14 protein-coding genes are annotated in these 22,095 nt (G+C 51.4%); 11 read left to right on the top strand and 3 right to left on the bottom strand.

Going from position 1 to position 22,095, the window contains the following annotated elements; translation table 11 throughout:
- Positions 1–6 precede the first annotated feature (6 nt).
- From ACH50O_RS09630 to ACH50O_RS09600, 7 genes are all read left to right on the top strand, one after another.
- Positions 7–570, top strand: a complete 564-nt coding sequence (locus tag ACH50O_RS09630; RefSeq protein WP_446811803.1) for a DUF447 domain-containing protein — start codon at positions 7–9, stop codon at positions 568–570.
- Positions 567–1,253, top strand: coding sequence for a (5-formylfuran-3-yl)methyl phosphate synthase (locus ACH50O_RS09625; protein WP_446811802.1), 687 nt, complete (start codon positions 567–569; stop codon positions 1,251–1,253). Before ACH50O_RS09630 ends, ACH50O_RS09625 begins: the two co-directional genes overlap by 4 nt.
- A 159-nt stretch (positions 1,254–1,412) precedes the next feature.
- Positions 1,413–4,646: a bifunctional diguanylate cyclase/phosphodiesterase gene (locus ACH50O_RS09620; protein WP_446811801.1), complete on the top strand. Its 3,234-nt coding sequence runs from the start codon at positions 1,413–1,415 to the stop codon at positions 4,644–4,646.
- A gap of 75 nt (positions 4,647–4,721) precedes the next feature.
- On the top strand, positions 4,722–6,221 hold the full coding sequence (locus ACH50O_RS09615) for a methyl-accepting chemotaxis protein (RefSeq protein WP_446811800.1): 1,500 nt from the start codon (positions 4,722–4,724) through the stop codon (positions 6,219–6,221).
- 76 nt (positions 6,222–6,297) lie between these two features.
- The gene (locus ACH50O_RS09610; RefSeq protein WP_446811799.1) at positions 6,298–7,212 is read left to right on the top strand and encodes an AEC family transporter; all 915 of its coding nucleotides are present in this window, start codon (positions 6,298–6,300) and stop codon (positions 7,210–7,212) included.
- Positions 7,209–8,435, top strand: a complete 1,227-nt coding sequence (locus ACH50O_RS09605; protein WP_446811798.1) for a competence/damage-inducible protein A — start codon at positions 7,209–7,211, stop codon at positions 8,433–8,435. Before ACH50O_RS09610 ends, ACH50O_RS09605 begins: the two co-directional genes overlap by 4 nt.
- Positions 8,426–10,312 (top strand): ATP-binding cassette domain-containing protein, encoded by a 1,887-nt coding sequence (locus tag ACH50O_RS09600; protein ID WP_446811797.1) that lies wholly within the window; start codon positions 8,426–8,428, stop codon positions 10,310–10,312. The genes ACH50O_RS09605 and ACH50O_RS09600 overlap by 10 nt, the downstream gene beginning before the upstream one ends.
- Positions 10,313–10,320: 8 nt before the next feature.
- On the opposite strand, the gene ACH50O_RS09595 is transcribed toward ACH50O_RS09600, so the two are convergent.
- Entirely contained in the window at positions 10,321–10,725 is a 405-nt protein-coding gene (locus ACH50O_RS09595; RefSeq protein ID WP_446811796.1) for a hypothetical protein, read from the bottom strand.
- Between the two features lie 101 nt (positions 10,726–10,826).
- On the opposite strand from ACH50O_RS09595, the gene ACH50O_RS09590 reads away from it, so the two are divergent.
- From ACH50O_RS09590 to ppk2, 3 genes are all read left to right on the top strand, one after another.
- Positions 10,827–12,611, top strand: a complete 1,785-nt coding sequence (locus tag ACH50O_RS09590) for a bacteriohemerythrin (RefSeq protein WP_446811795.1) — start codon at positions 10,827–10,829, stop codon at positions 12,609–12,611.
- A gap of 20 nt (positions 12,612–12,631) precedes the next feature.
- A complete protein-coding gene (locus ACH50O_RS09585; protein WP_446811794.1) occupies positions 12,632–13,966 on the top strand; it encodes an HD domain-containing phosphohydrolase in 1,335 nt (444 codons plus the stop codon).
- A gap of 89 nt (positions 13,967–14,055) precedes the next feature.
- Complete coding sequence (ppk2, locus tag ACH50O_RS09580) at positions 14,056–14,838, top strand: polyphosphate kinase 2 (RefSeq protein ID WP_446811793.1); 783 nt, start codon at positions 14,056–14,058, stop codon at positions 14,836–14,838.
- Between the two features lie 197 nt (positions 14,839–15,035).
- Here the strand turns inward: ppk2 and ACH50O_RS09575 are convergent, their stop codons facing one another.
- Together ACH50O_RS09575 and ACH50O_RS09570 are read right to left on the bottom strand one after the other, a co-directional pair.
- A complete protein-coding gene (locus tag ACH50O_RS09575; RefSeq protein WP_446811792.1) occupies positions 15,036–16,652 on the bottom strand; it encodes a methyl-accepting chemotaxis protein in 1,617 nt (538 codons plus the stop codon).
- A gap of 365 nt (positions 16,653–17,017) precedes the next feature.
- The gene (locus ACH50O_RS09570; RefSeq protein WP_446811791.1) at positions 17,018–19,273 is read right to left on the bottom strand and encodes a hypothetical protein; all 2,256 of its coding nucleotides are present in this window, start codon (positions 19,271–19,273) and stop codon (positions 17,018–17,020) included.
- A gap of 434 nt (positions 19,274–19,707) precedes the next feature.
- On the opposite strand from ACH50O_RS09570, the gene ACH50O_RS09565 reads away from it, so the two are divergent.
- Entirely contained in the window at positions 19,708–22,095 is a 2,388-nt protein-coding gene (locus ACH50O_RS09565; protein WP_446811790.1) for a tetratricopeptide repeat protein, read from the top strand.

Below are 22,095 nucleotides of genomic sequence, written 5' to 3'. Positions count from 1 at the left end.
ACAACCATGATTCAAGAAACCCTCGTCACCACCGTCAATCTGCAAGGCGATACGCACATCGCGCCGATGGGGGTGCATGTTGAACAAGATCAATACATTATCCTGCCGTTTCGGCCTTCGACCACGCTGGATAACCTGTTGGCGACCGAAACTGCCGTGATTAATTATTGCGACGATGTGCGGATTTTTGCCGGTTGTCTGACAGGGCGTAGGGATTGGCCCTTATTGCCGGCCCGGCAAATCGCGGGGTATTATTTAGCCGATACCTTGGCGCATACCGAACTGAAACTCATCCGGATCGAAGATGACGACATCCGGCCGAAATTGTTCTGTCGGGCCGTGCAGACGTTCAATCATCAGCCGTTCCAAGGTTTTAACCGGGCGCAATATTCGGTGCTGGAAGCGGCGATTTTGATCAGCCGGCTGGATCGGTTGCCTTGGGAGAAGATTCAAGCCGAACTGGATTATTTGCGCATCGGCCTGGAAAAAACCGCCGGTGAGCGGGAGCGGGAGGCTTGGGATTGGATCATGGCGGTTATCGAGCAACATCGCCAGGGAGTGCAGGTATGACCGCGATGTTGGCAAGCGTGAATAGTCTGGCCGAAGCGTTGTTGGTTGAAGCCGCCGCTGTCGATATTATCGATTTAAAACAGCCGGCTCGCGGGGCATTGGGCGCGTTGGATGTTGTCACGGTAGCCGAAATTCTTCGAAACTTGCAACCGGGAAGCTGCGTTAGCGCTACTATCGGCGATTTGCCGATGTTGCCCGATCTGGTGCTCCCGGCCGTGCAAGCCATGGCGGCTACCGGCGTGAATTATGTAAAGATCGGTTTTTTTCCCGGTGGCGATTGGCAAGCCTGCATCGATCGTTTGCAAGCCGTTGCCGCGCAGGGCGTGGCCTTGGTCGCGGTGTTGTTTGCCGATACCCGGCCCGATTTTGCAATTGTCGAAACCTTATATAAGGCCGGTTTTCGCGGGGTGATGCTGGATACTGCCGATAAGCAATGCGGCCCGTTGACGCAGTTGATGACGCTCGACGAGTTGCAAAGCTTCGTCGAGCGAGTCAATGGTCTGGAACTGTTGAGCGGTCTGGCGGGATCGTTGCGGGCCGAAGATGTAGCGCGGTTGCTGCCGTTGGCTCCCGATTATTTGGGATTTCGCGGCGCCTTATGCCGGCGGCATTGCCGCACCGAGCAACTGGACGTCACGCAAATTGGCAGGCTGAGAGGCTATTGGCGGGGCTTAAGCCATTGATACTCACCAAATTTGTTGTAGTGTCTCAGCGTTATCAAACTGAAAATAGCAGTCACTAATAGATTCAGTTCTACATAATATCGGCAGGCGGGCAAAGCGTAAGGGAACTCTGTGGAGCAATTTAGCGAACGAAACCAGGCAAGATCTCTGCTTTGGACAGTGTTAATCCTGTCGCTGATCCAGTTAGGTAGCCTCTATTGTCCTCTCTCGGAGCAACTGCAGCACACCGTTAGCCAATCGTTGGGCGCCCATACCTTAATGGAGGGTTTCTCCATCGTGATTTCCGCGTTGGTGTTTGCGGTTGGCTGGAGCGTTTACCAGAAAGAAAACTCCGCCGGTTTCATGATATTGGCCAGTTGCTTCTTGGGCGTCGCCATCCTGGATTTACTGCATACTTTGGCTTTTCAGGGGATGCCGGCTTTTATTACCGAGAGCGATACGGAGAAAGCTATTGCCTTTTGGCTAACGGCGCGCGGATTTGCGGCCTTCGGCTTATTGATGGGGTTGCTGATACCGCGTCGGCAAATAACCCCCGGCATGCGCTGGCTGATGTTGGGGGTGGTGTTGCTCAGCATTTTGCTGATCTGTTGGCTGGTGTTTTTCCATCAAGCTTGGTTACCGCATACCTTCGATAAAAATACAGGTTTAACCTCATTCAAAAAAGTCTGCGAATATGTTCTTGCCGCTGTCTATAGCTTCAGTGCCTTAGGCTATTTACGCCAAACCAGAGGCGGGGCATCGCATGACCCGGCCGGTCTGGCCGCAGCGGCGGCCATCATGGCGATGAGCGAGTTCTTCGTTACCTTTTATGCCAGCGTTACCGATTTGTTCATCCTGCTCGGGCATGTCTATAAACTTATTGCCTATGCCCTCATCTACCGTTCGGTTTTTCTCAACAGCATTCAATTGCCTTATCAAAGGCTCTATCAAGCCCATCAAGCGTTGTCGGGCAGCGAAGCCAAATTTCACGCGATTATCGAAGAATCGCCAATTGCGTATGCGCTGCATGATAGTCAGGGCAATATCAACTATTTGAATTCGGCTTTCGTCAAAACCTTTGGTTATACGCTATCGGATATTCCTACCTTGGCGGAATGGTGGTGGCATGCCCATCCAGATGCCGATTATCGGCAGCAAGTCATTCAAAGCTGGCATACCTATCAGCATGTACCCAATTCTATAGACGAGTCGGCCGAATCCCCGGAGTTGAAAGTCTGCTGTAAGGATGGCCGATGCCGAATGGTGTTGATCAACATCGTATTGCTGGGCGATAACTTTGCGGGCAATCAATTGCTTATTTTGCGGGATATTACCGAGCGTCTGGAAGCCATGCGCAAATTGGCCGACTCGGTGAACATGCTGCAAACCGTCATCAACACCATCCCCAGCCGGGTTTTTTGGAAAGACCTCAATTACCGCTTTTTAGGCGCCAATTTGGCGTTTAGCCGCGATGCCGGACTTAAGAGTCCGAGCGAATTGATTGGCAAACTCGACGACGAAATGCTTTGGCGTGATCAGGCCGCTTCATATCGTGCCGACGATAAACAGATCATCGACAGCAACACCGCAAAATTGGATTACGAAGAGACGCAAATAGGTCCGCAAGGGGAAACCCTATGCGTGCGCATCTCGAAAGTGCCCTTGCGAAATTCGCAGCAACAGGTGATCGGTGTATTGGGTGTTTATGAAGACATTACCGCGCGGAAGAGTGCCGAAGAGCAGATGCAGCTGGCGGCCATGGTGTATCTGAATAGCAGCGAGGCGATGATGGTTACGGACGCCAAAGGTACCATCATCACGGTTAACCCGGCGTTTACCACGGTTACCGGATATACCGCCGACGAAGTGATAGGTCGCGCGTTCGCCAAAGCGGTTGGAGATCTGCACGATCAGGCGTTCTATAAAACCGTGTTGCGGGTTATCAATACCAACGGACATTGGGCCGGCGAAATCAGCGGGCGCCGCAAAAATGGCGAGGATTGTATTCAATGGGTAACGATTAATTCCATTCTTAACGAAAGCGGCGGCGTACACAGACGGGTGGCGTTGATCGCGGATATTACCGACCGTAAAAAATCCGAAGAACTGATATGGCGCCAAGCCAATTTCGATCCGCTTACCGGTTTGCCGAATCGCAATATGTTTTTAGATCGGCTCAACCAGGAAATCAAGAAGGCTTTTCGCCGCGGTCAGCGGGTGGCCTTGATGTTTTTGGACTTGGATCGTTTCAAAGATGTCAACGACAGTATGGGCCACTTCATGGGCGACGTGTTGCTGAAAGAGGCGGCGCGGCGCATTGCCGGCTGCGTGCGCGAGTCCGACAGCATTGCCAGACTGGGCGGTGACGAATTCACCGTCATTTTGGGGGAGCTGGATCATGTCGATAGCGTGGATCGGATTGCCGGGGCTATTTTGCAGCGGCTTGCCGAGCCGTTCAGATTAGGCAACGAAACGGCCTATATCTCCGGCAGTATCGGCATTGCGCTGTATCCGGACGATGCGATGGACACCGAGGCCTTGTTGAAAAATGCCGATCAGGCGATGTATGCCGCTAAAAATCTGGGCCGGGATCAATACCATTATTTCACGGTCTTGATGCAGCAAAATGCCCAATTACGCATGCGTCTGGCCAACGATTTGCACGGTGCGCTGGCCAGGCAACAGTTGTTGTTACACTACCAGCCGATAATTGAGTTTGCCAGCGGCCGCATTGTGAAAGCCGAAGCCTTGCTGCGTTGGCAACATCCGACACTGGGCATGGTCAGTCCGGCCGAATTTGTTCCGATTGCGGAAGATACCGGAATTATCGTCGATATTGGCGATTGGGTTTTTGACAGCGCCGTGCGCCAGGCAGGACTGTGGCGGCAAACCTATATGTCGGATTTCCAGATCAGCGTGAATAAATCGCCGGTGCAATTTCGTAAGCAAAGCGCGGAAAGCAATCGCTGGTTAACCACTCTGCAAGAGCTGACTTTGCCGGGACAGTGCGTAGTTGTCGAAATCACCGAAGGCTTGTTGCTGGATGCCACCAACACGATACGCGAGCAATTGCTGGCATTTCGCGAGGCCGGTATTCAGGTGGCCTTGGACGACTTCGGCACCGGCTACTCGTCTTTGGCGTATTTGAAGAAATTCGATATCGACTATATTAAGATCGATCAAACTTTCGTTAGGAACCTGCTGGCCGGTTCCAGCGATATGGCATTGTGCGAGGCCATCGTAGTGATGGCGCATAAACTGGGTATTAAAGTTGTCGCCGAGGGCATCGAAACCCCGGAACAATACGATCTGCTGCAGCGAATGGGCTGCGACTACGGTCAAGGTTATTTAATTTCCAGGCCGGTCCCAGCGGAACAGTTCGAACAATTACTCCTCAACGCAGTAGCGACATAGATAAAAGTTAACGCCAAAAAGCCAATGATCATGACTTGCCATACTCTGAATATCAAAAATCTTTAGGGGATTACGATGAATTCGAAACAAACGGAATTGCACGCACTTTATGTTCACAGCGATAAAGTGATGCTGATGGTAATCGGCTTTTTATATCTGTTTTCCCTGGCTTTGGCCGACTGGCACGATACTTGGGGAATTGCCCTGTTGATTGGGTCTCCGGCCGCTATATTACCGGCTTTGCTGATATTTTCGGCACCCGGTTCCGTGCCGACCCGTCTAAGCGTCAGCGCGTCCTTCATGGTGTTTTCCGCGCTGGAAATCCAGCAGGCTAAAGGCATGATAGAAATGCATTTCGGGATTTTCGTATTGTTGGCTTTTCTGCTGTACTACCGGGATTGGCTGGTCATTGTGGTCGCGGCAGGAATTATAGCCGTGCATCATATTTTGTTTAATTATTGGCAGAGCATGGGCTATCCCATTTATGTGTTCGAGCATGAGCCGAGCTGGCTGATGGTGTTTACGCACGCCGCTTATGTGGTGTTTCAATCCGCTTTGCTGGTATACATGGCGATACAAGGCGCCACCGAAGCGAAGCGTAACGAAGAATTGCTGGAGATTAGCAAGAATTTTGCGATTGTAGACGGCAAGATCAATCTGGCCTATCGAAAAGCCAATGCCAACAGCGATTTTGCGAAAGATTTTAACGGTTTTATGCATGCTGTCGATCAGGCTATCGGCAGTTGCCAAGATGCGGCTACTCGATTAATTTCAGCCAGCCATCAGTTACATACCTTAAGCCATAGCGCCAGGGAGGAAGCGGAATTGCAGCGTGGTAAGTCCACGCGCATTGCGGATTCGATCAATCAAATGGCCACTACCATTCAAAGCGTTGCGAAAAGCGCTACCGATGCGGCTTCTGCAGCCAGCCAGGCCGATCAACTGGTGAACACCGGAGAGAAAGTGGTCACGCAAACCATTTCCTCGCTCGACGGCTTGGCGACCAGCGTCGATCAAGCGTCCTCGGTGATTCAGCAGTTGGAGCAACATACCGCTAAAATCGGCACGGTACTGGAGGTCATCAGAAGCATTGCCGATCAAACGAATCTGTTGGCGTTGAATGCCGCTATCGAGGCTGCGCGGGCGGGTGAACAGGGCCGCGGTTTTGCCGTGGTGGCGGACGAAGTAAGAACGCTTGCCAGTCGTACGCAAAAGTCGACCGAAGATATTCAGGATATGATTCAAGACCTGCAAACTCAAGCCAAAAATGCGGTTAACGTCATGAAAAATGGACGAGAACAAGTGCATGCTGGCGTTGAACAAGCCTCGCACACCAATGCCGCATTCAATTCGATCGCGCAATCGGTAGCCGTCATTAATGACATGAACGCGTCTATCGCCAGCGCTGGAGAACAGCAAAGGCGGGTCGTTGACGAAATTCAAACCAATATAAAGCAGATTACCTCGATAGCCAGCGACACAACCCACGACGTGGGCGTTATCGATACGCTTTGCCAGGAACTGGTCGGCTTGTCAGATCAGTTGAAGGCATTGGTGGACAAGTTTACCGTCTGATTTTTTTAGTTGGCTAAGCGGCGATCCGGCCGCTTTAGCCAACTGTCCCGGCCGCCAGCCTGCTAAAATGCGCGGCATGAATACAACCTTGATGCAAATGACCGTGCTGATGCTGTGCGGCGCCGGTTGGCGGGTCTTGACGCCTAACCGTCTGTCGGCGGATCAGACCCGGCTGGTTTTAACCACTGTGGTTTACTATTTTTTCCTGCCGGTTATGGTCTTGGATGTGTTGTGGCAAGCCAATATCGGTTGGCAATCCCTGCAATTCAGTGCTTTGGGCGGCGTCAGCGTGTTAGTGGCTCTGGGCTTGAGCTGGTTAATTGTGCGTCTCTGCCGCTTTAAAAACCCGCAAATCGGCGCGGTGATCTTGGCGGCGGCTTTCCCTAACGTGACTTACCTGGGTTTGCCTGTGTTGGAACAGGCTTTTGGCAGTTGGGCGCGGTCGGTTGTGATTCAAATCGATTTATTCGCGGTAGCGCCCCTGGTATTCTCCATTGGCATCATGTTGGCCCGGCATTACGGCGAATCCGCCGAAGCTAAACCCAAATCGGTATTGGGTTTTTTGAATGCACCGCCATTCTGGGCGGCATTCCTGGCGGTGGCGTTAAATCTGAATCAGGTGCCTATGCCATTCTGGCTGGCCGGCTTGCTAAAAACCTGTGGCGGCGCGGTAGCGCCACTGATGATTTTTTCCTTGGGATTGGCGCTTAGCTGGCGGGACGTGCACGTGCGCAATCTACCGTTCGTGATTCCGGTGGTGGTAATTAAATTGCTGTTGATGCCCTTGTTCGCCTTATGGTTGGCCGCGTATTTACAGCTGACTGGCCAGTTTAAAGCCGCCGCTGTGATGGATATTGCCATGCCCAGCATGGTGCTGGGCATCGTATTGTGCGATCGTTATAAGCTGGACAGCGGTTTATACGCGATGGCGGTAACGGTGACGACGGCTTTGAGTTTAGTGAGTTTGCCGCTCTGGTACCAGTTGTTATGAAACCGCTTGCCGAAATATTCTCGCAAGGCGAGGAAATCGTTTGCGGGCAGACCGTGGACAGCAACGCCGCCTGGCTATCTCAGCAATTGGTCGAGCTGGGCTTCACGCTAAAACGCCATACTGCGGTGGGCGATAACTTGGAAGATTTGGTGGCGTTGTTCACGGAAATCGCCGAACGCGCCGATTGTTGCATCTGCACCGGTGGTTTGGGGCCGACTATCGATGACTTAACCGCAGAAGCGGTCAGTACCGCCAGCGGTCAACCCTTGCAATTCGACGCCCAGGCGTTTGCCGAAATTCAACAGTATTACGCCCGCCGCAATCGGGTGATGCCGGAAGCCAATCGCAAGCAAGCCATGTTGCCGCAGTCCGCAGTAAGTATCGACAATGCTTACGGCACTGCGCCAGGCTTTGCCTTGCAATTCAAGCGTTGCTGGTTTGTGTTTCTGCCGGGCGTGCCGTCGGAAATGAAACAGATGTTTACGGCCTTAGTACGTCGGCAACTGCTGCAACGCTTTCCCCAGCAGCCGGATTGTCTAGTGACCTTGCGCAGCATAGGCATAGGCGAATCGGCGATTCAGCAATGCTTAGCCAATTTTGCTTGGCCCGATGGGGTACAACTGGGCTTTCGTGCTGCGCCCGACGAGGTGCAAACCAAGCTGTTATTTCCCGGCGGTTTCCCGGAAGCGCACAAACAGACTTGCGTGGCCGACATTGCGGAACGTATTGGCACTTATGTGTTTGCTATCGACGGTTTAAACGAACAGCAAGGCGATCTGCTGGAGGTGGTAGCCAGCGCGATGAGCGCAAAACGCTACTCCCTGGCGCTGCTGGAAACCGCCAGTCAAGGCCTGCTGGCCGGCAAATGTCTGGGGCGCGAGTGGTTGACTAGTGTTGAAGTCAATCTCGATTGGGGACGCAACACCGGATCATGGTCAGGTATTGCGGGTGCCGGCGATTTACAGCCCATCGCCAAAGTTTGGGCCGAACAACTCAAAGCCCGCGAGCAAACGGTTTTCGCTTTGGTGCAGCTTTATAGCGGTAGTGCCGAAGACTATAGCGATAAAGATAAAACCATCGTCCTTTATAATGCCCTGGCCACGCCTACGGGCGTGGTCTCAACCAAGCTCAACGCCCACGGCACCCTTAAACACAAACAAAACCAGGCCGCCTTACTGGCGCTGGACTTACTTAGACGTTACCTTCAAAACAAATGCCATTAATCCGCTTAACCAATGTTTCCATCGCCTTCGGCACTCATGCGCTGCTCGATAATGCTGCTTTTCAACTCGATGCCGGCGAACGGGTCGGCCTGCTGGGCCGCAACGGCGAGGGCAAGTCGACATTGATGAAAATCATCGCCGGCGATATTCATGCCGACCACGGCGAAATCTGGAAGCAGCCGGAATTGCGTTTAGCTTGGCTGGAGCAATCGCCCAATCTGGACGAAAACGAAAGCATTTACGAAGCGGTGGCCGGCGGTCTGGGTGAGTTGGGACACTTGATTGGCCGTTATCACGAACTATTGCGGCACATGGACGGCAGCGAGCAGTCGCTGCAAGCCTTGGGTGACGTGCAGCACAAGCTGGAAGCCGACAACGGCTGGGAGTTTCAAACCCGCGTCGAAGCTGTGTTGAGCAAATTGCAATTGCCGGCGGATGTATTGGTCGGCAGTTTGTCCGGCGGTTGGAAGCGGCGGGTGGCCTTGGCGCGGGCTTTGGTGATCGACCCGGAAGTGTTATTGCTGGACGAGCCGACCAACCACTTGGATTTCGAAAGCATCGCCTGGCTGGAAGAACAAATCCTGGCCTTTCAAGGTGCGGTAATGTTTGTCACCCACGACCGGGCGTTTTTGCAAAAACTGGCGACGCGCATTATCGATTTGGATCGCGGCCAATTGACGTCCTGGGCCGGTAATTACCAAGATTATCTGGCGCGCAAGGCAGCGGCTCTGGAAGATGAAGCCAATCAAAACGCTGAATTTGATAAGAAGCTGGCTAAGGAAGAAGTCTGGATCAGGCAAGGCGTCAAGGCGCGGCGGACGCGTAACGAAGGTCGGGTCAGAGCATTGAAACGCTTGCGCGCCGAACGCTCCGAACGCCGCAATACCCAAGGCACCGCCAAACTGAGCCTGAACAAAGGCGAAGCCTCAGGCAAGAAAGTTGTCGAAGCCATCGACGTGAATTTTAATTATGGCGATAGAACTATCATCAAGGACTTTTCGTTGCGCATCGAACGCGGCGATAAGATTGGTTTGATCGGCAACAACGGCGCCGGCAAATCAACCTTATTGAAATTATTGCTCGGTCAATTGCAACCGACCACCGGCACCATCGAACTGGGTACCAATCTACAAATTGCGTATTTCGATCAATTGCGCGAACAACTTGATCCGGAAATTTCTGTGGCCGACAGCGTGCTGGATGGCGGTGAGTTTGTCGATACGCCGGATGGCAAGCGCCACGTGATGTCTTATCTGGCCGATTTTCTGTTCGCGCCGGCCCGCGCCAGGTCGCCGGTGAAAAGCCTGTCCGGCGGCGAGAAAAACCGCTTGCTGTTGGCGCGCTTGTTTACCAAAACCGCCAATCTGATCGTGATGGACGAACCGACCAATGATCTGGATTTGGAAACCCTGGAGATTCTGGAAGAAAAGCTGGTCGAGTATCAGGGCACGTTGCTGTTGGTCAGCCATGATCGGGAGTTTCTGGATAACGTTGTCACTAGTGTGTTGGTGTTCGAAGGCGAGGGCAGGGTGGAAGAATACATCGGCGGCTACGCCGACTGGTTTGCGCTGATGGAACAGAACAAAAAAGCCGAAGCGGTAAAAGCCGCCGAACAGACGGTTAAAAAGGAAAAACCCAAAACCAGCCCGGCCAAGAAGCTGAGCTTTAAAGAACAGCGGGAACTGGAACAATTGCCGGCGCTGATCGAACAACTGGAAACTCTGCAAACCCAGCTGACAGAGGAAATGAATGAAGCCAATTTTTATAAGCAAAGCCCGGATGCGGTGGCCGCCAAACTGGCGCAATTGCAAATCGCCGAGGCGGATTTAAGCTTGGCTTATCAGCGTTGGGATGAATTGGAAGCCATGCAGGGCTGAGGGGCATTCTAAGACAGTTCGATATTCAGGAGAGTAACCAAGCTGTTGGGTTGGCCTTGCAGGAGTTTGAGGATCTCTGTCCTGGCCGCGTCGGTTGCGATATTGCGGGCTTCCAGGGTTCGCAACATATTGTCGAAAGCCAGACGTCGTTTTAGGCCGGCCGCGCTTTGGTCGCGCCGGCAACCGAACTCGTCCATGAGCGTGGAGCCGCAGCGGCAATTTCTGAATACTTCGACCAGGATCAGGCCGTCGTCCTCGATGGCAGATCGCAGCGACGAACGGCCTCTGGGCATGTCTTGGGTTTCGATAAAAAACTGCTCGGCGGAGATGTAGACATAGCCGCAACTGGCACAGACTTTGGGAAATGCCGAGTCCAGCAATGCGCGCAAGCCTTCGAAATCTTGAATTTCCATGCAAATAAACCTGAGTCTTGAAAAATCCGGCAGAGTAGAAGGGTTGTGCCATAATGCTGGAGTGGGTAATCAGCCAGGACCCTTCCGATAACGGATCGCAGATGAGTATTTTAACGTGGAACGATCAGCTGTTGGTCGGTATAGACAGCGTGGATAATCAGCACCGGCATTTGGTGACGCTGATTAATCGGCTGGACGAATTAAACGCGGTAGGCGCGGACTTACAGACTGTCGTCGATACCGTTAAGCAGCTGGTCGATTACACGGTAGATCATTTTCAGCACGAAGAGCAACTGATGGCGGAGGCTGGGTTTAATTCGCGGCTGCAGACCGAACACCGCCAGCAACATCAAGAGTTTATCGAGAAGGTGCAACAGGTGCATATCGGGGCGCAATCCGATGTTTCGGTGCTTTCCAAGGATCTGTTGGATTTTTTGGTCGACTGGCTCTGCCACCATATTTTAAAAACCGACAAACTGATGGCGATCAGCCTCAAGCAAGGTATAGACGCTGAGCAAGTGAGTCTCAACAGGGACGAACATGTCGATATTCTGCACAGCAATTTGTACTCGGCATTGCGCGAAAGCGAAGAGCGTTTCAAGGAGCTTGCCGATAATTTGCCGGCCCTGATCTGGGTAACCAATGCCAAGAATCTGCCGATTTTCTGCAATCGTTTTTGGTTTAAAACCTTCAACATCCAACGCGGATTTGTCGATCGGCGGCAATGGCTGAATACGATCCACCCCGAGGACAGGGATAGGGTGGTGCAGACCTATCAGCAAGCCGCGCTTGAGTTGACCAAATTCAGGATCCAGTATCGGTTGTGTCCGCCGGACGCCGGGGAACTCTGGATTTTGGAAACCGCCGTGCCGCGCGTCCGCAAGAACCGGGAATTTGCCGGCCTGATGGGCTGCGGTATGGACATCAGCACGCAAAAGCAGGCTGAAGAGGCCTTGCTGAAAGTCAATCAGCAATTGGAAGAGCGGGTCAGGGAGCGTACCCAGGCGTTAACCGCGGCCAATCAAACCTTGGAACGGGAAAAGAATCAGCAAACCCTGCTCAATCAGCAACTGCAAGAGACTCAGGCGCATTTGGTGCAGTCCGAAAAAATGGCTTCTATAGGTCAGTTGGCGGCGGGTGTAGCGCACGAAATCAATAATCCGCTCGGTTATATTTATTCCAATCTGAACAGCCTGAAGCAATATATAGAAGAGCTGACCGAGGCCGCTGAATTGGCGGAACGTCTCGCCGGGCAATTACCCGACAACCATCCGGATGTGCTAGCCTTTAAGCAGTTTAAACAAACTATCGATTTAGCATTTGTGAAGGGCGATGCCGCCGACCTGGTGGCGGAGTCCATGGAAGGCGCGAATCGCGCCAAGAAAATCGTGCAGGATCTCCGCGATTTTTCCCGGATCGAAAAGCAGGGCAGAGATATGTTCGATCTGGAAGCCGGCATCGATGCGACGCTGAATATCGTTAACAATGAACTGAAATACAAAGCCGAAATAGTAAAGGAATATTCCGGTATCAAGCCTTTTGAATGCGTCGGCGCGCAACTGAACCAAGTGTTCATGAATCTATTGGTGAATGCCGCGCAGGCTATACCCGATTTCGGCAAAATCACGGTACGTACCGGCTATCAGGATGCCGATTGGGTTTGGGTGGAGGTGGAGGATACCGGCCAGGGGATCAGCGAAGCCACCCAAGCCCGAATGTTCGATCCGTTTTTTACTACCAAGCCGGTTGGTAAGGGTACCGGTTTGGGCTTGTCCTTATCGTACAAAATAATCCAGGATCATCGCGGCCGCATTGAGGTGCATTCCGTGGTCGGCCAAGGCACGAAATTCCGCATATATTTGCCGACTCGTGCGCCTGCCAGTTAACCATTATCGAAAATGTGCCCATGACTGCGCTTCCCTTGGATACCGACACCATAGCCAATTTGCTCTTCGTCGATGACGAGCCCAATGTATTAAAAGCCTTGCGGCGGCTGTTTCGCGGCGCCGAATATAAAGTACATATGGCGGAAAGCGGCGCCGACGGCCTGGATATATTGGAACGGCATCCTATCGATCTGATTATCTCCGACATGCGTATGCCGCAGATGGACGGTGCGGAGTTTTTGACGCGCGCCGCCGAGCGCTGGCCGGATGCGGCGCGGATTCTGCTGACTGGCTACGCCGACATAGAATCGACTATCGCGGCGGTTAACAAGGGCAAGATATACAGTTATTGCAGCAAGCCCTGGGAAGACAACGAGCTGAAAATACTGGTGAACAACGCATTGGCACAAAAGCGCCTGCGGGACGAGCGCCGGCAACTGTTCGATATTATCAACCGACAAAATCGGGAGTTGAAAGAGCTGAATGCCGGTTTGGAGGAAAAGGTCGAAAAGCGTACCGAACAACTGAGAAAGTCTTTGCAGTTGATCGATCAAGCGCACGATGCGTTGAAAAAGCAGTACGCCGATTCGGTCAAGGTATTTGCGAAAACCATCGAAATGCGGCCCGGCATCAAAAGCGGTCATGCCAAGTACGTTGCGGAAAACGCGCGAGAAGTCGGGCGGCGGCTGGGTATGGATGCAGCCGATTTAAAAGATCTGGTCTACGCCGGCTTATTACTGCAAATCGGCAAAATGAGTTTGCCGGACAGCCTGTTGACGCAAGCCTTATTAGGCATGAACACGCAGCAACGTAAACGCTATTTAAATCATGCCTTGGAGGCTCAGGCTTTGTTGAGGGGTCTGGAGCCCTTGCATAACGCCGCCGAATTGATTGCCGCGCAATACGAACATGTTGACGGTTCCGGGCAACCTCTGGGTTTGGTTGGCCGGGAAATCCTGTTGGGTGCGCGGATACTCACGGTAGTTCGCGACTATATCAATTATCTGGACGGTTCGATTACCGGCACCGCGATGACGACCGAGCAGGTGAAAGCGCGCTTGCTCGGCAAAAAAGACAAAGATTACGATCCACTGGTGGTCGATACGTTTCTGGATTTGCTCGCCGAGTCCGAAACCGTCGACGAACGGCCGATTATCGAAATTTCCTGGACCCAACTACAACCGGGCATGGAAGCGGCCGAGATTGTTTGTAACGAAGTGTTGTATCTGAAAAATCAGATTCTCAGCGAAAAAAATGTCGAGGACATTCTGCAACTCAGGAAACATGCAAAAAACCTGATTTTGCGAATACGCATGGGCAGCGACCAGGGAAAAGCGGATATTGCCCGCCGTTAGCGCCGAATCTGGCGGCAGCGGGCGTCGATTGCATCTGATTCAATCCAGCTTTCCACCAACGGAAACGTCATCTTAGTGAGGCCGGTAACATGAGTAAAAAACACGAACCCAAAGTCGGTAAACAAGTGTACAAAGACACCTTGCAGCAGCTGCAGGTGGAATTGGTGAAGTTGCAGAATCACATCATCAGGCATGGTGACAAGATTTTGATTATCCTGGAAGGCCGCGATGCCGGGGGCAAAGACGGCACCATCAAGCGCATCATCCAACATCTCAGTCCTCGGGAAATCCGGGTGGTGGCGCTGGGTAAACCGTCCGACCGCGACCTAAGCACCTGGTATTTTCAACGTTATACGCATTATTTGCCGGCCGCTCAGGAAATGGTGTTGTTCAACCGCAGCTGGTATAACCGGGCCGGGGTGGAGCGGGTGATGGGGTTTTGCAATGACGACGAATATCACGAGTTTATCGAAACCGTCGCGCATTACGAACAACTGCTGGTGCGTTCCGGTATCACGTTGCTGAAATATTACCTGGACATCAGCAAAGCCGAACAGAAAGAGCGTTTAAAGCAGCGGGAAAAAGATCCGTTGAAACAATGGAAAATCAGTCCTATCGACAAGGAAGCGCAGAAACACTGGCAGCAATACAGCGAGGCGCGCAACATCATGTTTGCCAGAACCCACCATTTGTCGGCGCCCTGGACCATTGTTAGATCGGATGACAAGCAAGCCGCGCGGATCAATATCATCAAGGATTTATTGTTTCGTTTGGATTACAAGGGCAAGGACGAAGCATTGGTCTTGCCGGATGCGAATATCGTGTTTAACTACGAAGAAAGCTATTTGCACAATGGTATGATTGCGCCTTGATTTGAAATTGATATGGTGTAAGCCCTGTGGGTATCGCGCCTTTAATCCTGGCCGAGCAAGTTCGGCCAAAACCCGCCAGACGAAACAAAAGCGCCAATGTCAACTGTCCAGCCAAAAGCAGCTGTGGGGTGTGGTGAGTTTACGAACCGCACCAATCGCGAAAGATGCGCTTCAAACTGTTCAGCACATCCACAGCCCTACAGCCTAAACCTGGATGCCAGTTTGTCTAGGATTTCTGCTTGGCTAGCCAGTTCTTCCGAGTTCTTTCTGGTTTTGGATACTGTTCTCGAGAGTGATTCGGCCCCTTGTGAAACCGTCTCTACCCGTGATGTCATATCGTGTGTGGCGGCGGTCTGTTCTTTCAATGCTCGGTTAATACCGTTGATTGAAATCGTTACCCTGGATTGAGCTTCAAGTATTTCCTTTACCGATTTTCCGGCTTGGCTGGATAGCTGTACTCCCGACTCCACCCCTTTTACCCCGCTTTCCATTGCTAAAACCGAAGCCTGAGAAGCTTCGCGAATCTTCTCGACCATGACTTTGATTTCATTACTTGAAGTACTTGTCCGTTCCGCAAGCGTTCTTACTTCATCAGCTACCACGGCAAACCCCCTACCGTAAGAGCCGGCGCGAGCCGCCTCGATTGCAGCGTTAAGAGCCAGCAAATTAGTCTGTTCAGCAACACCGTGTATCACATCAACAATTGTGGTGATTTGCGAGCTGATATTTTCCAAATTACGGATATAACCCGCGGCGTTGAGCACCAATTCAGAGATTTTATGCATTTCCTTAGCAGAATTCTCTATGACCTTGGTTGAATCTTGGGCGCTTAGCCCTGATTCAGTCGCTATGCGTATGGTATCGATTGCGTTCTCATTAACCTGATCGAGCGAAACGGAGAGTTGCTCAATGGAGGCGGCCATGCTGCTAGCCGCATGCAATCCATCCAACGCGATAGTGTCACAGTCCGCGGCAGCCCTAAGCAATTCGGCCGAATGTCTATTCAACTGAACGACACCATTTCGTATTTCATAGATCAGAGAATGCAATTTGTCACGCATTTCGTTCAGTCTTTGAAACAAAAGACCTATTTCATCTTGACCGTAGGTCGGCACAGAAACCGTCAAGTCGCCATCGGCGATAGCTCGCGCCACTTGGCCGGCTAACGCCAAACTTGCACGGATTTGTTTAGTAATCAACAAGGCCATTGCCATGGATACTATTGCGCCAATCAACGCTAGACCCACAAGAAATCCAGTGGTAGTACTGACAACGCTATTTAAATTGTTAAGGGTATCTGCGGCAAATTTCGTGGAACTATTGACGGTTTTATCTACGCCTTGTCGGTGCAAATCATAGTAATTGTCTAACTTGGTCATTGAGTCATTCTTGGATGCTCTATCGCCACGTTCAATAGCAGGGAGGTAATGCTCCTCGACTTCCTGCCACCACAAATCAGCATATTTTCGCTGATCACCGAGCAGTTGCTGCTTTATCTCGTCTGTTAAATCATGGTTGGTTTCCCAGTAGCGATTACGGGCGTCATAATCAATTTTGAGTTCCTTCAAACGTTTAAGTAAAGGTGACATATCACTATCATGGACCATACGCTCCACAATTAATTGACCTTCCACCAAGTACAAAGGTGGAGGAAGAACATCGGCGACAACATCTTTGCCTTGACCCATGCGTTGAGCGGCATCACTTACGCTTTGTAAAGAGTGGTATCCAAGAAAAGCGACCCCAACTAAAACCAATGAAGCAACCCATGCCATTAATTGTAATTTGGCTGCTAGCGGCAAGCGGTTAAGCATGATTTTGGCACTCCGTTGAGTTCTACTGCCCGTCCAACAAAAGTAGACCAGATTTTTCGGTAATGCAATGTAAGATTTATCTGTCAGATAACGTAACCATGGCGTACATATTCCGATGTAAACCTTTTGTAGCTGGGTTTTGGCCGAATCTGGTATTGAGTAACCGCAATGCGCCAAGAAGCGGACATCAGAAATTTAGCCGGAAATGACCGATCAGGGTCGGTTTTGAGCCTTCCCATCCCAATTCCGAATAGTATTTGTGCTGAAAGTTTAGAGTTCAAATAGGCGAAAAAACAAAAGCCGGGACCAGAGCACCTACTTGATAACACAATCGCTCCGGTCCCTGCCTATTCGCAATGAAAGGCTTACTTAGCCGGTTCCGTAGGCTCGGCTGGAGTCGCTGCCGGAGCAGGCGCATCAACTTTAGCTGGCGCCGCTTTTTCCTCAATCTGGGCTGCTTTTTCCGGTTCTTGCTGAGGTCCAATATAGCCTTTATGCCAAGCGTAGGCCGCGCCGGCTAGCAGGATCAGCAAAAACACGTAGCTTTTCCAATGGCTTTGCTTTTCGCCGAATGGATCGACCATTTGCATTTCCGCGTCTTTCGGCAATTTGGCGACGCCGGTCAACAAGCGGCCGAATGGGATGTTGATATAGGCTTTGGCGTTTACCGCCCAGCCGCAGGCGTCCAGTACCGGCGCCAGATTGCGTTGGCGCAGTTTCAAATAGGCAATAAACATGGATGGGCCGGAAATCGCCAGCATCACGCCGATGATGGCCAGCGGCATTTGCCACCATTGCAAGCCCATGAAACTGCTCATCACTGCGGCTAGTGCGGTGCCGATGGCGCCGATTGCCAAACCGATGGCGGCGAAAATCCCGGCAAATTTACCGACATCGAAGGGCGCTGGCGGAGTTTTACCTTGCTCGGCATGCGCACCCGCCTCGGAAATACCTTTAAAAGCATTGGCGTTAGCGGCTTTGTCGCGGGCCGCTGCGCTTTTTTCCAGTTGTTCGTTAATCATGCGCGCGACGCGTTTGTACGGCGACCAGAATGCTTCTTGGATACTGATCGGATTTTCGATGATTTTGACGATGGTCGCGTCCCAATCCAGGCCGCTGCGGTCGTAAAACACGCCGTTGCGGCCGACGCGTAAATTGTCGCTGTCGCCGCCGGTAACGGCTGCGGCAATGGTCAGTGTTTCGTCGCTGCCTTGTCGACGGCAGACACAGTAGGCCAGAAAGATTTTGCTCAGTTCCGCCAGTTTGCTGTGGCTGTCCACGTCATCCACTTTTACGCACAATTGACAGCTTCTGCCGTCCAGATACAAGGTGCCGGCCTGGAAAATACCATGCGGCTCGGCACTGTAAAAATCGCGAAACGACACGAAGTTATTTAATAAGGTGTTCAGATCGCGGTAGTAATGCAGCAAGCGCACGACCGAGTCGATGGCTGTGGCTTGCGGTTCCAAGGCCAGATCCTGTTCGATCAAGCCGGTCAATTTGGCTTGCGCATCGCTTTGCAACAGGGTTTTGATGCGCTCCAGGCTTAAGCCTTCCACGGCGTTGGCCGGTTTTTTCTGTAGCCAGGCTTGATAATCAGCAAACTGACCGACCACGCTTTGCCATTGCGCATAAGACAAGCTGTCTGTTGCGCCCAGCAATGGCGCCAGCACCGTGGTTTTTAACTGATCTACCGCTGCCCGCCAAGCCGGATTCAAGCCGATATTCAACGGCAAGTTAGCGCCGGCGACGATGGCGGCCAGCGGCAATTTAGCCAGTTCTTCGTTGCTTGCCGACAGATCGATGCCGGCCAGTTCTTCGTAGCGGCTGTCGGCCGGATTCAACAACTCGGTCGCGCCGGTGTCGAATTCCGCCAATTGGCAGCGGGTAAAAAAGTCGTCTATTTTCGGTTTTAATTGGGCGAGCAACGCTGCCGCCACTTCGGTGTCGGCGATTTGATTGCGAATCCGCACGGCTTCGGCGTCGCTCTGTTGCCACCAATCGAAATTAGCTCTGGCATCCTTGAAAAATTGCTCGATTTTTTCCAGATTAATGCCGGGTTCGCCGCAGCGATCCTGAATCTCGCCCAAGCAGTTGATGATGTCCGTGATGGCTTGTTGACCGGCCTCGTCGCTTGCGGCTTTAACCGGAATAATGCCGTCGCCGTTGAATTGGGTGTTGGCGAAAATCTTGGTCATATCGGCCAGATCGTCGGCAGTGATTTCGGTAGCGTCGGCCTTGCCCAAGTTTTTTAGGATCTCAATCGCCGATGCCAACAACTGTTGACCTTCCGGATCCTGATCGTTAATCGCCGCCAGCGGCAAGGTGGATTTTTGTTGAATTAAATCGGCCGGATTTTTTAGTACCTTGCCGGCCCAGCGCACTGCGTCGATAACTTCATTGGCTCTGATTCTGCCGTCTTTATCGGTATCCAGCAGGGTCAGGGTTTGACTGTCGAAAAACAGGCCGTGCGTCGGGCAGCTCAACGCGGCCCATAATTTTTGATCCAGTTCCGGCAGTCCGAGTAAATCGCTACCGCGCTTTAATTCAACCTGATCGAAACCGCCGAGTCTGGCAAATCGCCATTTTTCGGTAGCTGCAGGGCTGGATATTGGCGTCATAATCTATCTCCTGATCTGAGTTTTTGTTATGTGTATCACGAAGTTTTGCTAGTTTTACAGACTTAGGTCGCTTGACGCAACTTGCGTTGCTAGATGGCATCCGAATGGATAAAACGGCTTTTACGCTGTCGAGGATTTATCAGCGGGCCTATGGAAAAATTTAAGCGGCAATTTAAATCGGGTTGTAATGACAGTCTGCTAATTTATACGAGGGCGAGTCAAGCGCCGGTAAATATCGAAAATGGTTCACAGTAAATCCGGTTACTATTAGATCTAATGATACTTTTACTCGGGTGCGGCAACATGCCGCACCTCGAGCATCCCTGATTCACGGAAAGCCTTAAGGTTTGTCCGCACAAATAAGTTAGAATTCCCGGCGGCGGCGCTCCCTTATGGCGGCTAAATAATCAAACGCAAGACTCATCGAGAAACTAATGACAACGAAACAAAATTTTTTAAAAAATCTAGGCATTGTTGTGTTATCGACCGGCTTGGTGGCCTGTAACGGCGCCGATGAACGGAAAGCGAAATACATGGAAGAAGGTAAACAGTTATATCAAGCGGGTGATTATGAGAAAGCTTTGCTCGCCTACAAAAACGTGCTGCAAATCGATCCCAAGGATTGGGAAACTCACTTTCAGATTGCGGAAGCGTTGAGTAAGCAAGGCAAAATTGAAAATGCCTTTAGAGAGTACAGTACTGTTGTTGCCGGCAATGAAAATCATGTGATGGCCCGGGTTCGGGTTGGGCAGCTGCTGTTACTGAATCGAGCGGTAGACGATGCCGAGAAAATGGCCGGAGAAGCCTTGGCTAAGGAACCGAATAATGTTGAGGCTTTGGTATTACTGGCGGGGGTGCAAGCAGCCAAGAATAACAGCGACGGTGCGATCATGACTGTCGAGCGCGCCTTGAAACAGAGTCCGGACGATGTGCCTGCCACTTTGATGATGGCTTCTATTCAAGCCAGGTTGGATAAAGTGGATAGTGCGATTACCTTGTTAAAACAGGCAATCGAGAAGAAAGCCGACAATGTGGCTTTGCGCAGTATGTTGGCGGGTCTGTATGCCAAGAAAAATCAAGTGGCCGATGCCGAAAATGCGTTGGCGGACATCATCAAACTTGAGCCGCAACAATTACAACATTATAGAACTTTGGCCTTATTCCAAGTCGGTACCAATCAGGTGGATAAAGCCGAGTCCACTTTGCGTAATGCGGTACAAACCTTGCCGGACAACGATACCGCGAAAAGTTATTTAGTGGATTTTTTGCTGGAAAAACGCAGTCCGGAAGTGGCGATCGCCGAATTGCTGCCGATGATAGAGCAGAAACCGGAAGCCTACGAATTGAAGTTCAAATTGGCAAATATACATTTGGCCAAGAAAGAAATAGACAAGGCTGAAGCGGCCCTGAAAGAAGTGGTGGATCAGGATAAGTTGGGTCCCAGCGGCATAACCGCGCGTAACAAGCTGGCGGCTTTGTACGCAATGACCAAGCGCGGCGACGAATCCAAGGCCCTGATTAAGGAAGTGCTGGACAATAATCCACGCGATGCCGAAGCCTTGACGTTACGCGGGCAATTTGCATTGGGTGAAAATAAAACTCCCGAGGCCATAGCGGACTTTCGTTCGGTATTGGTCGATCAGCCCAATAATATCGGCGTGTTAAAAATGTTGGCGGCGGCTCATCTTCGCAATAACGAGGAGGAATTGGCCCGAGAGAATATGGAAAAGGTAGTGGCTGCGGCACCGGCCGACGAAACCGCTCGACTGGATCTAGTGGGATTACATCTGAAAGCCGGGCATCAAGATCAAGCTAAACAGCAGATCGAAGCGCTATTGAAAGCAAATCCGCAAAGTATAAAAGGCTTGGAAGCCTTGTTTAAGATCGAGTTGTCGCAAAAACATTGGGATAAGGCGCAGGAAATTGCCAAGCAAGTGCAGACGTTATCCGATAAAGACGCTACCGGTTTTTATATGTCCGGTCTCGGATATCAGGTCGAAGGCAAACTGGAGGCTAGTGCCGAAGCATTTCAAAAGGCATTGGCGCGTAAGCCGGATGCTATAGAACCATTGACCGAAATGGTGAAAAGCTATTTGGTGCTTAAGCAATCCGATAAGGCTATTGCCAAACTTCAGCAAATTATCAAACAGCAGCCGGATCATTTTATTGCCTACAATTTGTTGGGCGGGGCTTATCTAAACGAACAAAAGTTTAACGAAGCCAAAGCCGCCTATACCAAAGCCCTGGATATTAAGCCTGACTGGTACAGCCCGTATCGCAATTTGGCTTTGATTGAGTTGGCGCAAAAAAATAAGCAGGGGGCAATAGATATCTATAAAAAAGGTATCGATAAATCCAAGGGGGCTTTGGAGTTGGTCGACGACTTGGCGCGCTTGTATCATCATGAAGGCCAGCACGAACAAGTTTTGGCCTTGTACGAGGAGTCTTATAAACAGCATCCGGATTCGCCTGTCGCTATAAACAATCTGGCCAGCTATCTGTCGGATTTCTCCACGGCGCCGGATAGTTTGCAAAGAGCGGCTACTTTGGCGGAGCCATTGTTGAAAACCAATAACCCTAATATGTTGGATACGGTCGGCTGGATTGCCTATAAACAAGGCAATTACGACAAAGCTAAAGAACAATTGCTGAAAGTACTGGAAATGCTGCCTGATTCAGCAATCAGTAATTATCACTTAGGCATGATTTACTTCAAACAGAACGATACGGTTAAAGCCCGTGAGTATCTGCAAAAAGCAGTCGATAAAAAGGCCGAATTTGATGGCCTGAACGAAGCCAAGGCTGTTTTGAGTAAACTCTGA

The sequence above is a fragment of the Methylomonas sp. 2BW1-5-20 genome (genome assembly GCF_052474515.1).
This window is presented reverse-complemented; position numbering and strand designations above follow the sequence as displayed.